Here is a 14,000-nt window from a genome sequence, read left to right as displayed (position 1 = left end):
GTTGGCTGGTCTCATCGCCAAGTCGCGTTCGAGACTATAGTTCCCGTATCGGACTCGCCACTGGACGGCAGCATGTTTTCGTTCCTGATCGCCCTGATCGTGTTCGTGCTGGCGGGTCTTGCCGCCAATGTCCTGCTGCGAAAACAGCCGGCAAACAGCAACGAATTGAAGCTGGGCCTCGCGCACCTGGCGGGTTTGCGTTGGCGGGATTTCGCCAAACTGGTTTTGCAGGCCATGCATGCGCGTGGATACCAGACCGTTCGCGACAAGGATGGCCCCGCGGACGGCCTGCCCACCGATGGCGGCGACATCCTCCTGCGCCGGGATGGGCAACTCACGTTGTTGTCGTGCAAATACGGCAACGCTTCCGTGGTTGGTACGCAACCGATCCTGGGGCTGGGGAAATCAGCAGAATTGCGCGGCGCGGACATGGCCATCGTGGTAACCCCCGGCCGTTTCGACGAAGAGGCAAAACGTGTCGCCAAGCGCCAGCACGTGGAACTCATCGACGGTGCAACCCTGTGGCCAGAGGTGAAGCCCTTCATCGACGACGACATCTCGCACCAGGCGGGCCTTCAAACCGAGAAGAAAAACGCGACGATTGCCTGGTCGGGCGCGGCGGTCTTGGCAGCGGTCACCTGGATGCTCGTGCAAGGCATACAGCCCCCCTCGACGGAGGCGGCAGTCGATGGGAGCGTGACGGCTACTGCAGCCAGATCCGCGCCCGCCACGACAGCCTCGACCACAACCGCCGAACAGCAAGCCGTTCCTTCCGACCCGGCAATACTGGAACGACGGCGCAGCGAAACCGCAAACGCGATCTCCACCTTGCCCGGCGTTGACCGCGCAGTCTGGTCGACGCAATCGACCCTGCTGGTCTATCTGGCATCGGAAGCGGCGGATCCCAGCAGCGCGCTCTGCCCGCTACTGGAACGCTATCCAGAGCTCGCCCCGTCGCGCGTGCAGTTACAGCCGCCGCAAGGCAGCGAGAAGCCGGTACGGTTCAAGCAGTGTCGATCGTACTGAGTCGATCGACCGATGCGCGATGCCAACTGGCATCGCGCATCGGAATCACCTGATTACCAATGCACCCCGCGCATCAGCGAGGCGAACGCGATTTGCTCGTTGCTCGGCTGCGCCTCGCCCTTGAGCGCAGCCTTGTCGCCCTTGGCCGCGGCGGAATCCGGGAACAGTTCGAACGCGGTGTTCATCACCACTTCGTACGCCTTCGGCGCGACCGCGTTGACCAACGCACTGAAGATGCCCAGGCGAGTCGCGATACGGCTTGGCTTCTCGATGATGGCCTTGACCAGCAGGTCGGCGGCCTCATCCGGGCTGAGCGTGGGCACGCTGTCGTACATCTTGGTTGGCGCGATCATCGGCGTCTTCACCAGCGGCATGTTGATGGTGGTGAAGCTGATGCCCTTGCCCGAGAGCTCGCCCTGCGCGCAGCGGCTGAAGGCATCCAGCGCGGCCTTGGACGCCACGTAGGCGGAAAAGCGCGGTGAATTGGCCAGCACGCCGATCGAGCTGATGTTGATGATGTGGCCCTTGCGGCGATGGGTCATGGTCGGCATGAAGCCCATGATCAGGCGGATGCAACCGAAGTAATTCAGCTGCATGGTGCGTTCGAAATCATGGAAGCGGTCGTAGCTGGCCTCGATCGAACGGCGAATCGAACGACCGGCGTTGTTGATCAGGATATCGACATGGCCGTGCGCTTCGAGGACCTGCTTCACCAATGCATCGCAGCTAGCCATTTCTGCCAGGTCCGCGGTGTAGGCAAACACCTTGCCGCCCGTCGCCTTCATTTCGTCTCGCACCTTGAACAGTTCTTCCTCGCCACGCGCCACGATGATGGTGATGGCACCGGCAGCGGCCACCTTCTGCGCAGTTGCCAAGCCGATGCCAGAGGAACCGCCGGTGATCACCACCACCTTGTTGCGCACCTTGCCCTTCAACGTGCGGTCGATGAACAGATCCGGATCCAGGTGGCGTTCCCAGTAATCCCACAGGCGCCAGGCGTAGGTCTCCAGCGCCGGCACCTTGATCCCGCTGCCCTTCAGCGCGCGCTCGGTTTCGCGGTTGTCGAAACGGGTCGGATAGGTGATGAACTTCAGCACCTCCTTGGGGATCTTGAAGTCGCGTAGCAGCATGCCGACGAAGCGCTTGACCGGTGGCAGGTTGCCGACCGCCATGCGGATCCCGCCCGGCACGAAGGCGAACATGCGCGCATCGATGCGCATGGTCATTTCCGGCGCGTGGCCGGCGCGAGCGAAGGTGTTCAGCACCTCGCCAACACGCATCGGTTCCGGATCGGTCAGGTGGAAAGTATGGCCATCGAGCTTCGGTTTGTGCGCGATGTGGTCCATCGCATCGACGACGAAATCCACCGGCACCACGTTGATGCGCCCGCCCTCGATGCCCAGCGTCGGCATCCACGGCGGCAACATCTCGCGCAGCTTCTTGAGGAAGGTGAAGAAGTAGTACGGGCCGTCGATCTTGTCCATTTCGCCGGTCTGCGAATGGCCCACCACCATGCCCGGGCGATAGATGCGCCACTTGATGCGCTTTTCGTCGCGCACCAGTCCTTCGGAATCGTGCTTGGTACGCAGGTAGGGATCGTCCAGCCCCTCGGCTTCCTCGAACATGTCCTCGCGGAACACGCCCGGGTACAGGCCGGCGGCGGCGATCGAACTGGTGTGGTGGAAGCAGCCCACCTTCAGCGCCGCCGCGAGATCCAGCGCGTGTTGGGTGCCGTCGATATTGGCCGCACGCTGCTCCTCCGCGCTGGCGGTGAGATCGTAGATCGCGGCGAGATGGAAGAAATGCTGGATCTTCTTCGCCGACAGCGTGCGAACCTGCGACGGCGTCAAACCGCATTTCGGCGCGGTCATGTCGCCGGCTACCGCGATGACCCGGCTGGCGTCCCAACCCTGCTTCTTCGCAAGGGCCTCGAATTTCTTCATCGACTCCTTGCGCACCAGCACGTAGATCGCGCCCTTGCGCTTGAGCAGGTTGCCGATCAGGAAACGGCCCAGGAACCCGGTGCCGCCGGTCACGAAATAGCTCATGCGCGCTTCCCCTTCCAGATGTTTGCAGGCACGACACGCGCCCTGTAGACGCTACGTTGCCAGAGGCCGCGCCATCAAACAATTCCCCTGCGTATTGACCCCTCCCGGGGCACATGCTCTGATGCCAACTCCACAGGGAGGAGAACACCGATGTCCGATCTCAAGGCCAAGTTCGAGCAGGCTGCCAAGGATGTGCACGCGCTGGCCGAGCGCCCGGACAACGACACCCTGCTGCGTCTGTACGCCCTGTACAAGCAAGGTGCCGAGGGCGACGTCAGCGGGCCGAAGCCCGGTTTCTTCGACTTCGTCGGCACTGCCAAGTACGAAGCTTGGGCCAAGCTGGCCGGCACCGGCCAGGACGATGCGATGAAGAAGTACGTCGACCTGGTCAAGAAACTCACCGCGTAAGCGAGGCGACGATGGCCCGCCAAACCCGCCAGCGCATCCTGGATGCGTCACTCGCGATGTTCAACGCGCAGGGCGAGCCCAACGTCACCACGAACCATATCGCCGATGAGCTGGAGATCAGCCCGGGCAACCTGTACTACCACTTCCGCAACAAGGACGACATCATCGAGCAGCTGTTCGGCGGTTACGAACAGCGCATGGATACCGCCCTGACCGCACCGGAAGGCCGCCTGCCCGGGCTGGAGGACGTGTGGCTACAGCTGCACCTGGTGTTCGAGTGCATCTGGGACTACCGCTTCCTGTACCGCGACCTGGTCGACATCCTGACCCGCAACCGCCGCCTGCGCATGCGCTTCGCGCGCATCCTCAAACGCGCGGACGAACAGGCCCACCAGGTCATGCGCGGCCTGGTACAAGCCGAAGTAATGCGCGCGTCGGCCGATGAAGTGGACGCTGCGGCCACCAATATCCTGGTGATCGCCACATTCTGGCTCAACTACGCAGCGGCCCGTGGCGACAAGGACGAGCGCACCTCGATCCGCGACGGCATCGTCCAGGTGATGATGCTGATCGCGCCGTTCCTGCGCGATGCCGAACGCGTGCACCTGAACACGCTGACCCGCGCCTACCTCGATTGATCGCATCCCGCAGGCGCAGTCCGCCCGCACGATTCGCGCATGCCGCAAACGGCAACGCCCCGCAATGCGGGGCGTTGCCGTAACACCGACAGGAGATCGGTGGAATTACTTCGCGGCCTTCTTCGCAACCTGCCTGGCCGGCTTGCGCACGACACGGCGGGTGGTCTTGACGGCCGTCTTGCGGGCCTTGCGCGGCGCACGCTTGGCCTTGGGCTTCAGGCCCAGCTTGGCGACGATCGGCGCCAGACGCGCCTCCACGTCGTGGCTGAACTTCTGCACTTTCGGCTCAACCTGACTGCGCACGCCATCGACGCCGGCACGCAGGTCGGCTTCGGCACGACGGATCGCGTAGCGCGCATCGGCGACGGTGTTCTCGACCTTGCTGGTCGCACGCTGCACGGCAGCCTTGGATTCGCGGCGGGCAGCGACCAGCATGCCGAGCGACGCCAGCCAGAGGTGGCGTGGGGTCGGTTCAAGCGCGGCGGCTTTCGGCTTGCGGGTCGGCTTCTTCTTGATGGCGGCCATGACAGGCTCCGTAGGTGACGAGGGGGTATTCGATACGCATAGCCTGCCGTCGCCCTGTCGAGCAAACACACTACCGATCCCCCTTGCCAGCGCACGCGCATGGCGGGATGCTGGACGCCTACGACATCGACGACCGAGGGGAATCCGCATGGCAGCCAAATCCAACTGGGCCGCTTTTCCGCACGATGCCAAGGCCTATGCCTACGCTGACGACGCGTTGAAGAAAGCCTGGCCCAAGCTGCATGCCGGCGACTGCGAACCCTTCCCCGATGCCAAGCGCGCCGCCGCGCTACTGAAGGCCGCCGGCAAGGCCGCGCCCAAGCTCGATGCCGATGCATTGGCCGAAGCGTTGCAGGACGCATGGCGCGCCTTCCACCACGGCGACTTCAAGGCCGCGTTCGATGCCGGCGAGAAACTCGGCCCGATTGGCGCCTCGGTCGCGGTGAAGGCGATCGGCATCCACACGACGTATCTGGTCGACGACGAAGCCGAACAACTCAAGCGCTACGAGCAAGCTGGCAAGCTTGCCGAAGCCGCGATCAAGGCGCTGCCGGATGAAGCCAACTGCCATTACCGCCACGCCTTCGCGCTGGGCCGCTACAGCCAGGGCCTGAGCATCGGCAAGGCGCTGAAGATGGGCATCGCGGGCAAGGTACGCGCCTCGCTCGATGCCACGCTGAAACTGGAACCCAAGCATGCCGAAGCGCATACCGCGCTGGCGCTGTACCACGCCGAGATCATCAACAAGATCGGCGCGATGATCGGCGGCCTGACTTATGGCGCCAAGGCTGCAGAGGCCGAGAAGCACATCAAGGAAGCGCTGAAACTGACCCCAGCCTCGCCCATCGCCCATGTCGAACACGGCAATGTGCTGTTGCTGCTGGACGAGAACAAGAACGAAGACGCGGCAGCTGCAGCCTACGAGAAGGCTGCCAAGTGCAAGCCGCTGGACGCGATGGAAGCGCTGGATGCGACGTATGCGCGAGAGCAGCTGGAGTAAGTCGCCTAGGATCCTGATTCCGTGACTTCGGTGGTCTCCGCGGCGCGGCGCGCGCCTCGCAAGGCAACGAAGAAACGGACGGCTCGCTCGCGACGACGGGTCAGCAAGTACCAACCCACACACATCGCCAGGTAAGCGCCGAACAAGACATGATCCGGCACGTCGATTCGCATGCTGATCGCCGCCAGCAACCCGACCAGCAGGCTGAACGACGTCAACGACAACACGACCTGCATCGGGCTGTAACCCGCATCAGCCATCAGGTGGTGGATGTGGTCGCGACCTGCGGCGAACGGCGAACGCTTCTCCTGCAGTCGGCGAACGATCAGCGACAGGCAATCCATCACCGGGATCGGCAGCAACCAAAGCGCAAGCACGGGACTGACCGGGTGCCCCGGGTTCTGGGTCAGGCGAAATGCCACCCAGGCAATCACCAGCCCGAGGAAGCCGCTACCGGCGTCGCCCATGAAGGTACGCGCGCGGCCACGCCAAGGGAAGCGCAGGTTCCATAGCAGGAAGCCCGCAACAGCGGCCGCCACCACCAGCGTGCGGTCGGCCAACAGCAAGTTGCCTGCGTACATGGCGGCAGCGCACAACATCGCCAATGCGGCGAATGCCAGCGAACCCGCCAGCCCGTCGCAACCATCGATCATGTTCATCGCATTGATCAAACCGACGGTGGCGAACACCGTGAATGGTACCGACAGGAAACCCAAGCCCGTCGACTGCACGCCGAGCAACGGCCCCACCTGCTGCACGCGCACCCCGCCCCAATACACCACAAACAGCGCCGCAAGGATCTGCACGCCCAATCGCCAGAACCAGCGCAGGTCGTGGCGGTCGTCGTAGATGCCGACGGCCACGATCACGCAAGCCGCGGACATGAATGCCCACAGCGAAGGGCTTTCCCCGGGAACGAACAACATTGCCGTTGCACTGCCGGTGAGCATCGCGATGCCACCGACCACCGGGGTCGGATGCATGTGATCCTTGCGGCCTTGCGGCAAATCGATCAATCCAAGGCGCGGCGCCAACGGCAACAACAGCGCAACAACGAGCACCGTGGCGACGAAGGCAACGATGGCTGCCACCGTGTTCAGATCCCCTATCGAAAACAAATGCCGGCCCTCGAATTCCCGTAATCGATGTGCTCATTGCCTGCCGCGGTGGCAGCCGAGCATGCATGGGGCGCACCCACGGGCATCACTACCACCTGAATGATTCCAGTTCTCATGTGCCGCCTTCGAGCGTAACCGCAGCCACCAACCGTCCCTGCTCCAGCCTCAACACCCGATCCGCCAAGGCCAGGCTGGCCGGGCGATGGGTGATCAGGATCACCGTGCGTTGCTTGATCACGTCGTGGCATTCAGCAATGAATTCAGCTTCGCCTTCGGGATCGAACATCGCGGTAGCTTCGTCAAGGATCAGGATAGGAGGATTTTTTAGCAAGGCGCGTGCCAATGCGATGCGCTGTTTCTGTCCGCCAGACAATTTCACCCCTTGGTCACCGACGACGGTGTCGTAACCTAGCGGCAGCACCGTGACGAAATCATGGGCACGGGCAGCGCGCGCCGCAGCCTCGATCTGCTCGCGTGCAGCACCAGCATGGCCATAGGCGATGTTCTCCGCCACCGTGGCGTTGAACAGCATGACCTGCTGCGCGACCAGGCCCACGCCCTCGCGAAGGGCGGGCAAGCGGTAATCGCGCAGGTGGATGCCGTCGATGCGAATGCATCCGGACCCAGGTTCGACCAGCCGCAGCAGCAAGTGCATCAACGTGCTCTTTCCCGCGCCATTGGAGCCCGTCAATGCCACCGTCTCGCCGGCCGCGATGCGCAGATCGAATCCCTGCAACAGGACTGGTCGCCCTGGGTAGCGAAAATCGACGCGCTCGAACGTCACCTCCCCGCGCACGCCGTCAAAATCGCGCGCGCCTTCATCCGCTTCCGGCACCGCCTGCAGTGCGGTCAACATGCGCTGCGCCGTGCCTCGCGCTGCTTGCGTGCTGCCATAAACGCGCGCCAGCTGACTGACCGGACTCACCAGCACCAATCCATACAGCAGCAAACTGACCAACTCACCCATGCGCATTTCCTCGCGCGCGACAAAGTGGCCAGCCGTCCCCAGCAGCAACAGGATCGCGCCTGCGCCAAGCACGTGAACGACGGGGGCGATGGCGCCTTCCAGCCTTGATCGACGGAGATCGATCTCACGCACGTCTTCGACACGTGCGGAATAACGGCTTGCCTCTGTCGGAGCCGTGGCGAATGCCTTGATCACCGCAAGCATCGAGAGGTTTTGCTCCGCCATGGCGGCCTGGTCGGCCCAAGCCTGCATCGCCAGATGCGATAGCGGCCGCAATCGGCGACCCACCAGCTTCAACAAAATGAACAAAACCGGCATCAGCACGCCAACGGCGATCGCGATCGCCGGTGCGACCCGCAACATCATCACCAGCGCGCCAACGAAAGTGAAGAGCAAGGGCACCAACGGAACCAGCGTCCCGGTGACGTAATTCCCAAGACGGTAGACATCACCGGTGAGCAGCGCCAGCACGTCGCCGCGTTGCCGCTCGTGATGCCAGCTCATCGGCAATGATTGCAAGTGCTCGTACACATGACTGCCGGCGTCCGATACCAAACGCCCGGATACTGCCTGCAACTGGATCGAGACCAGATAACCGAGGGCTTGCTGCGCCAGGATCAGGCCGAACAACACCCACAACAAGGGACCAACGCCGGCACCAAGCAACAGGCGATCCGTCAGCACGCCGCCCAGCCAAGGCTGGGCCAGCGTCGCGATGCTTTGCACCAGCATCAGGGCCAACGACACCAGCAAGACCGGGAGCCGTGGACGCAGCAGCGCCATCAACAGCGGGAATCCGTCCGCCCTCCCTGCCTCCTCTTTACCGAACATGCGCCCTCGCCTAGTCTGTAAGCCCCGCAGCATCGCGTGGAAGCATGACCGCAACGACCGCAAACGTCACTCTATCCAGCCGCGTGACGGTTCCCGATGACGTCCTGTTCCAGGAACTCAATGGCGAGGCCGTGATCCTGGACCTGGCCAGCGAGCGCTATTTCGGGCTGGATGCCGTCGGCACACGCTTCTGGGAGTTGGTCAGCCACGATCCGGGCATGCAAGTAGCATTCGAGCAGCTGCTGCGCGAATACGATGTCGACGCCGCGCAACTGGAAAGCGACCTGCTGGCATTGGCACGCGACCTGCTTGATGCCGGCCTGATCCGAATCGAGTGAAGTGGGCGCAAGGCTGCAAGGCTGGCTGCGACTGCCCGCCCCGGAGCGCCGGCAATTCCTGCTCGTGCTGTGCAGCTTGCCGATGATGTCGTCGCTGCTGTCGATGCGCGGCTATTCCGGCACCCTGCGCCTGATCGAACACACAAGCCGCCACGCCTGCATTCGCAATGCAACGGCAGACGACGTGCAATCCGCTGAACGGCTCGCCCAGCTCACCACCTTGGCTGGCGCCCACGGACCGCTCTCCACCAACTGCTTGCCGCAAGCCTTGCTGGTTTACTGGCAGCTGCGGAGGAAGGGACTGGCTCCTGAACTACGCCTCGGCGGACGACGCGAACAAGGGCGATTCGATGCACATGCGTGGGTTGAACTCGACGGCAAGGCCTTGGGGCAAACAGCGCTTGTTCATGCGCCCTTCCTGAAACGTGATCGCGCATGAAGCGGCAGCGCGTGCCCGCCCCATCCATTGATCCGATCCCGTGAGCGGGATCGCCGGATTCATCAATCTCGATGGCGCACCGGCAGCGGGTACGCGTGTCGATGCCATGCTCGCCACCCTGCAGCGACGTGGCCCCGATGGTAGCCATGCCTGGCGAGGCGAGAACGCGGCACTTGGGCGAACACTGCTGGTAACCACCCCGGAATCCCGCATTCCGCAACCTTGGCAGCACTCGCAGACCGGGTGCGTCGTGGTGTCCGACTCCCGCCTCGACAACCGGCTGCAGCTGTTACGCGCACTCGGCATCAACGGCCATCCGGACACCATCGGCGACGGCGAACTCCTGCACGCCGCGTGGCAACACTGGGGGCGCGACTGTGCCAATCGACTTCGTGGCGACTTCGCCTTCGCCCTCTGGGATCCGCGTGAGCACCGCCTGTTCTGCGCACGCGACCCGATGGGGGTGCGCCCGTTCTACCTGCATCATCGACCCGGACAACTGATCGCCTTCGCGTCCAGCGCGGATGCGGTACTCGCCCATGGCGGCATCGACCGCAACCTTGATGAAGGCCGCATCGCAGACGCCCTGATCGGAGAGACCGAAGGCATCGACGCCACCAGAACCTTCTTCCTGTCCGTCCAGCGGTTGCCGCCGGCGCACACGCTGGAGTGGCACGATGGCCGACTACGGCAGGACAAGTATTGGCATCCGCTACAGGATCAGCTGACCGGGCTACCCACGACAGACGACGAATGGATCGAAGCCCAACGCGAGCAACTGCAGCGCGCCGTTCAACTGCGCTTGCGCAGCCAGCACCCGGTGGGTTCGATGCTCAGCGGCGGGCTGGATTCCTCCTCGGTAGTGGCGCTTGCCGGTCGATTGCGGCAGCAAGCAGACGAACCACGATTCCCGAGCTTTTCCGCAATCAACTCGCGGGATCCGGGCTGCGCAGAAACCGCTGCAGTCCACGCAGTGCTTGCCGCTACGCACAGCAATGGACACCTGACTGACCTCAAGGACATGGATGCGCTCGCGCCCGTCCTGCTTGAATGGTGGCAGCGCATGGGGGAACCCTTCGACGGCACCATGGTTCTGGGTGCCAGCGTGTTCCATTCGGCGTCGCGGGCAGGCGTTCGCAGCCTGATGGACGGCGTGCCGGCGGACAATTTCTTCACCACCGCCGGCTACGACCACGCACTGGTGCGCCGCGGACAATGGCGTGCGGCCTGGCAGGTGAAGCGGGAGTACATCGCGGCGTATTCCAGTCCGCGCTGGGCTGGCTTGAAGGCTGCCATGCGCTTGCCTGGTGGCCTGCTGGCCGAGGGACTGATGCAGGTCCGGCATATCCGCAGCGAGCGAAAGGAATTTGCGGGGCTGGTCAAAGCCAGCTTGATCGATCCCGCATTCACGATCCGCGTCGACCTGCAAGGTCGTTTCCGACGCTACCGCCGGAACATCGCCCAACACGCACAGCTCAGCCCAGATGCCAAGTTGCAAAGCAGCCTGGGCGTGGCCTATATCACCGCCGGGATCGAACGCTACAACCGGATCGCGTCGCACTTCGGCATCGAACCACGGCCACCCTTCACGGATCGTGACCTGATCGCCTTCCAGGCACGCGTCCCTTGGCATTTGCGGCTGCGGGACGGTCGTCCCAAATGGATTCTGCGGCAGGCGATGCGCGACCTGCTGCCGCCCGAGGTGCTGTGGCGACCCGGCAAGGAACACCTGGGCGCCACATTCAGCGCAACCTTACTGCAAGGCCTGCCGGTTCCACTGCCGGAACAGTTGCAGACATCCCCGGTTGCCGCATACGTGGCGTCAAATAAGCTGCAAGTATCAGCCGAACACTGGCGGAACACCCCAACAATGCTGCGAATCGTGCTTCTGGATCAATGGCTTGCGTCCCGACTTGGCACGTGTCGCTGAAACGGCAGGGGGTGGGCCACACGATGCATCTCCGCAACAAGCATGCGAAGCGCAGAAACACGCATCAGGCACTACGCGAATCAATCGCGCCTCGCCGAATCCTGAACGACCTTCTCGGGCATTTTAGGGTAAAACTTGATCTGGCTCACAAATAGACTGGAAAGGTAATAAGATTGCGCTGAGACTGCACACACGCATCGCATCCGATGTAACCGACAGGGGGCCTCTTGGACAAGATCACCGCAAATACATCAGACAACGCCGTCATTCGCCTGAACTACGCGCGCCCCATGCTGACAATACTGGGTGATATCCGGGCATTGACCGAAACCGGATCAATGGTTGGCGCTGAGGATTCGGACGGCAACAATGGCTCCTGCAACGGCAACATCAATAACACTTTCAATATGTGCTGAGCGCCCATCAAAGGCGGGCCTCGAGCAACTCGCCAACGTCCGCTGCAACAACGCTCCATGCCGCACGTGAATTTCCGCTCGACCAATCTGGCGTACCTCGTCTGCCGCATCCCAAACTGCAATTCGGCCCTTGGTGGATCGCCAGTGAAACGGCATTGAGTTCACTTGCTTATGCGATGGCAAGAGCCGTAGGCAAGACGATCGAAATCGTCGAAGCGCCTCAGTTATTTGAGCCACAAAGCTGGCACCACCACTGGACCGACGACAACGCCGTCGTCCTCTCGCTGGCTCGCCAAGGCGACGGCTACCTACTCCGCTTCCCGGATCTCGCAGACTTCCTGCTGCAACCGCATGCCTCGCGCATCAGCATCATCCAGCGCAACGCCAGTACCGACGACGCCACCCTCGAGCACCTGCTGATCGACCAGGTGCTGCCGCGCTACTTGGCACATGAGGGCATGCTGTCCTTGCATGCCAGCACCCTGGTCATCGGTGGCAAATGCGTGCTGATCCTGGGCAAGAGCGGCGCCGGCAAATCTACGCTGTCCGGTTTCCTTGCAGTACGTGGCCACACCCTGCGATCCGACGACTGCACGCTGGTCGAACTGGATGGCAGCCTCGCGCTTGCAACGCCCACCTATCCCAGCCTGCGCCTGCTGCCCGACAGCATCGAAGCGCTGTATCCGGCAGGCACCGACATGCGGCCGATGGCCCATTATTCCTCCAAGCAGCGCGTAGTCCCGCAAGCCGTCGATACCGGCTTGCCAACGCTTCCGATCGATGGATTCCTGGTGCTGGACAATGCCGCCCCTGCAAATGCGGCGCCCCTCACCCCGATGACGGCCGCCGAAAGCTGCCTGGCCCTGATCCGCCATTCATTCCAGCTAGACCCGGGCGACAAACGGCGCATGGCCACCCATCTGCACATGTGCAGCGAAGTGGCTCGCATGCTGCCTGCCTGCCGCCTCGCCTATCCGCGCCGCTACGACGCGATGACGGACGTCGCGTCGCTGATCGAAGCCCATGTATCGGCCATGCCCATCGCCACCGCAGCGCATGCGCCCACGCCAGCCTCCGGATCTTGAGCCATGCCCAGTTTCAACGACTATACGATCTCGAATTATGGCGGCATGGTGATCGACCAGCGGCGCACTCGCCCCTACGTGGAGGCGCTGAGGCGCGCGGTGAAACCCGGATCGGCCGTGCTCGACATCGGCACCGGCACCGGACTGTTCGCCTTCATCGCCGCGCAACAGGGCGCGGCCCACATCTACGCCATCGAGCCCGACGACGCTATCGAAATAGCGCGCCTGTGCGCGGCGAACAACATCAACGCGGATCGTATCCAGTGGATCCAGGGCCTGTCCACGGACATCGATTTGCCGGAACGCGTTGATGTGGTGATCGGCGACCTGCACGGCACCCTGCCGTTCTACAAGCGCAACATCGAATCACTGAAGGACGCGCGCACCCGCCACCTCAAGCCCGGTGGCATGCTGTTGCCCCACCGCGATCGGATGTACGTGGCGCCTGCGTGCGCCGATGCCGAGTACGACTCTGTGCGCAAGCCTTGGCAGAACAACGAATATGGCGTGGATTTCAGTGCCGCGCGACGTTGGATCGCCAACAGCTGGTGGAAAGTTCGCGGAGATTCGGTGGACGCAACCAGCCTCCTGGGGACGCCGGTGAACTGGGGCGACATTGACTACATGACCGTCGAAACCTCCTCCCTGCGCGGAAGTGCCGAGTGGACGATCGAGCGCCCAACGACCATGCACGGCTATTATGTCTGGTTCGATACCGAACTGGGCGAAGGCTTGCAGATCAGCAACACGCCGCTGTTGCCTTCGATCGCCTATGGCCGCGCATTCTTCCCTCTCGAGCGGGAGGTTGCGCTGGAACCTGGTGACATGGCGAAGGTCAGGTTGGCGGCAGTGACGATGGACGACGCACCCGTCTATCAATGGGATACGAGCATCACCTCCGCCACGGGATCGCCCAAGGCACGTTTCCGGCAATCGACCTTCAATTCCAAGCCGGTTGCACAACGTGCGCGACTGGCTGCGGAAGACCATGTGCCCGAACTTGGGGAAACCGGACTGATCGACCTTGCCATCCTGCAGGGCATGGCGACTTCGCAGCCGCTGGGTGACATCGCCGAGGCAATCCAGGCACGGTTCCCCGGCAGGTTCCCGACGAAACATGTCGCCCTAAGATGGGTCACGCGCGTCTCGGGCCAATACGGCCCGGATCCCGCGCACGCACCACGCCGCGATTGACCGCCCCCGACTGAGCCGCGCATGCGTGAAGCATGCT

General features: G+C 63.1%; 14 protein-coding genes. 10 read left to right on the top strand and 4 right to left on the bottom strand.

Features of this window, described 5'->3' with window-relative positions:
- Positions 1-72 precede the first annotated feature (72 nt).
- Positions 73-1,026 (top strand): restriction endonuclease, encoded by a 954-nt coding sequence (locus tag G7079_RS07220; protein ID WP_166056663.1) that lies wholly within the window; start codon positions 73-75, stop codon positions 1,024-1,026.
- Between the two features lie 53 nt (positions 1,027-1,079).
- Here the strand turns inward: G7079_RS07220 and G7079_RS07215 are convergent, their stop codons facing one another.
- Positions 1,080-3,074, bottom strand: coding sequence for an SDR family oxidoreductase (locus G7079_RS07215; RefSeq protein WP_166056661.1), 1,995 nt, complete (start codon positions 3,072-3,074; stop codon positions 1,080-1,082).
- Positions 3,075-3,224: 150 nt separating this feature from the next.
- Between G7079_RS07215 and G7079_RS07210 the strand changes: the two genes are divergently transcribed.
- Positions 3,225-3,482 carry an acyl-CoA-binding protein gene (locus tag G7079_RS07210; RefSeq protein WP_166056660.1) on the top strand — a complete coding sequence of 86 codons (258 nt, stop codon included), beginning with the start codon at positions 3,225-3,227 and terminating at the stop codon, positions 3,480-3,482.
- 11 nt (positions 3,483-3,493) lie between these two features.
- Positions 3,494-4,120, top strand: a complete 627-nt coding sequence (locus G7079_RS07205; protein WP_166056659.1) for a TetR/AcrR family transcriptional regulator — start codon at positions 3,494-3,496, stop codon at positions 4,118-4,120.
- A 105-nt stretch (positions 4,121-4,225) separates the two neighbouring features.
- Here the strand turns inward: G7079_RS07205 and G7079_RS07200 are convergent, their stop codons facing one another.
- Positions 4,226-4,645 carry a hypothetical protein gene (locus tag G7079_RS07200; RefSeq protein WP_166056658.1) on the bottom strand — a complete coding sequence of 140 codons (420 nt, stop codon included), beginning with the start codon at positions 4,643-4,645 and terminating at the stop codon, positions 4,226-4,228.
- 148 nt (positions 4,646-4,793) lie between these two features.
- Between G7079_RS07200 and G7079_RS07195 the strand changes: the two genes are divergently transcribed.
- Complete coding sequence (locus tag G7079_RS07195; protein ID WP_166056657.1) at positions 4,794-5,645, top strand: hypothetical protein; 852 nt, start codon at positions 4,794-4,796, stop codon at positions 5,643-5,645.
- A gap of 5 nt (positions 5,646-5,650) precedes the next feature.
- Here the strand turns inward: G7079_RS07195 and G7079_RS07190 are convergent, their stop codons facing one another.
- Together G7079_RS07190 and G7079_RS07185 are read right to left on the bottom strand one after the other, a co-directional pair.
- Positions 5,651-6,736 carry an MraY family glycosyltransferase gene (locus tag G7079_RS07190; protein WP_166056656.1) on the bottom strand — a complete coding sequence of 362 codons (1,086 nt, stop codon included), beginning with the start codon at positions 6,734-6,736 and terminating at the stop codon, positions 5,651-5,653.
- Positions 6,737-6,875: 139 nt separating this feature from the next.
- On the bottom strand, positions 6,876-8,624 hold the full coding sequence (locus tag G7079_RS07185; protein ID WP_166056655.1) for an ABC transporter ATP-binding protein: 1,749 nt from the start codon (positions 8,622-8,624) through the stop codon (positions 6,876-6,878).
- Between G7079_RS07185 and G7079_RS07180 the strand changes: the two genes are divergently transcribed.
- From G7079_RS07180 to G7079_RS07155, 6 genes are all read left to right on the top strand, one after another.
- Complete coding sequence (locus G7079_RS07180; protein WP_166056654.1) at positions 8,606-8,899, top strand: PqqD family protein; 294 nt, start codon at positions 8,606-8,608, stop codon at positions 8,897-8,899. The genes G7079_RS07185 and G7079_RS07180 overlap by 19 nt on opposite strands.
- Position 8,900: 1 nt before the next feature.
- Positions 8,901-9,338, top strand: a complete 438-nt coding sequence (locus G7079_RS07175; protein WP_166056653.1) for a lasso peptide biosynthesis B2 protein — start codon at positions 8,901-8,903, stop codon at positions 9,336-9,338.
- Positions 9,339-9,444: 106 nt separating this feature from the next.
- Entirely contained in the window at positions 9,445-11,268 is a 1,824-nt protein-coding gene (locus G7079_RS07170) for an asparagine synthase-related protein (protein WP_240906276.1), read from the top strand.
- Between the two features lie 227 nt (positions 11,269-11,495).
- Positions 11,496-11,684 (top strand): hypothetical protein, encoded by a 189-nt coding sequence (locus G7079_RS07165; protein WP_166056651.1) that lies wholly within the window; start codon positions 11,496-11,498, stop codon positions 11,682-11,684.
- Positions 11,678-12,769: a hypothetical protein gene (locus G7079_RS07160; protein ID WP_166056650.1), complete on the top strand. Its 1,092-nt coding sequence runs from the start codon at positions 11,678-11,680 to the stop codon at positions 12,767-12,769. The genes G7079_RS07165 and G7079_RS07160 overlap by 7 nt, the downstream gene beginning before the upstream one ends.
- A 3-nt stretch (positions 12,770-12,772) precedes the next feature.
- Positions 12,773-13,963 carry a class I SAM-dependent methyltransferase gene (locus tag G7079_RS07155; protein ID WP_166056649.1) on the top strand — a complete coding sequence of 397 codons (1,191 nt, stop codon included), beginning with the start codon at positions 12,773-12,775 and terminating at the stop codon, positions 13,961-13,963.
- Positions 13,964-14,000: the final 37 nt, after the last annotated feature.

Origin of the sequence: Thermomonas sp. HDW16 (genome assembly GCF_011302915.1) — a bacterium.
Taxonomy (GTDB): Bacteria; Pseudomonadota; Gammaproteobacteria; order Xanthomonadales; family Xanthomonadaceae; genus Thermomonas.
This window is presented reverse-complemented; position numbering and strand designations above follow the sequence as displayed.

Coding starts and splice junctions, on each gene's coding strand:
- G7079_RS07205 (WP_166056659.1), top strand. CDS start 3,494: ATGGCCCGCCAAACCCGCCAGCGCATCCTGGATGCGTCACTCGCGATG.
- G7079_RS07215 (WP_166056661.1), bottom strand. CDS start 3,074: ATGAGCTATTTCGTGACCGGCGGCACCGGGTTCCTGGGCCGTTTCCTG.
- G7079_RS07195 (WP_166056657.1), top strand. CDS start 4,794: ATGGCAGCCAAATCCAACTGGGCCGCTTTTCCGCACGATGCCAAGGCC.
- G7079_RS07155 (WP_166056649.1), top strand. CDS start 12,773: ATGCCCAGTTTCAACGACTATACGATCTCGAATTATGGCGGCATGGTG.
- G7079_RS07210 (WP_166056660.1), top strand. CDS start 3,225: ATGTCCGATCTCAAGGCCAAGTTCGAGCAGGCTGCCAAGGATGTGCAC.
- G7079_RS07200 (WP_166056658.1), bottom strand. CDS start 4,645: ATGGCCGCCATCAAGAAGAAGCCGACCCGCAAGCCGAAAGCCGCCGCG.
- G7079_RS07170 (WP_240906276.1), top strand. CDS start 9,445: ATGCTCGCCACCCTGCAGCGACGTGGCCCCGATGGTAGCCATGCCTGG.
- G7079_RS07220 (WP_166056663.1), top strand. CDS start 73: ATGTTTTCGTTCCTGATCGCCCTGATCGTGTTCGTGCTGGCGGGTCTT.
- G7079_RS07180 (WP_166056654.1), top strand. CDS start 8,606: ATGACCGCAACGACCGCAAACGTCACTCTATCCAGCCGCGTGACGGTT.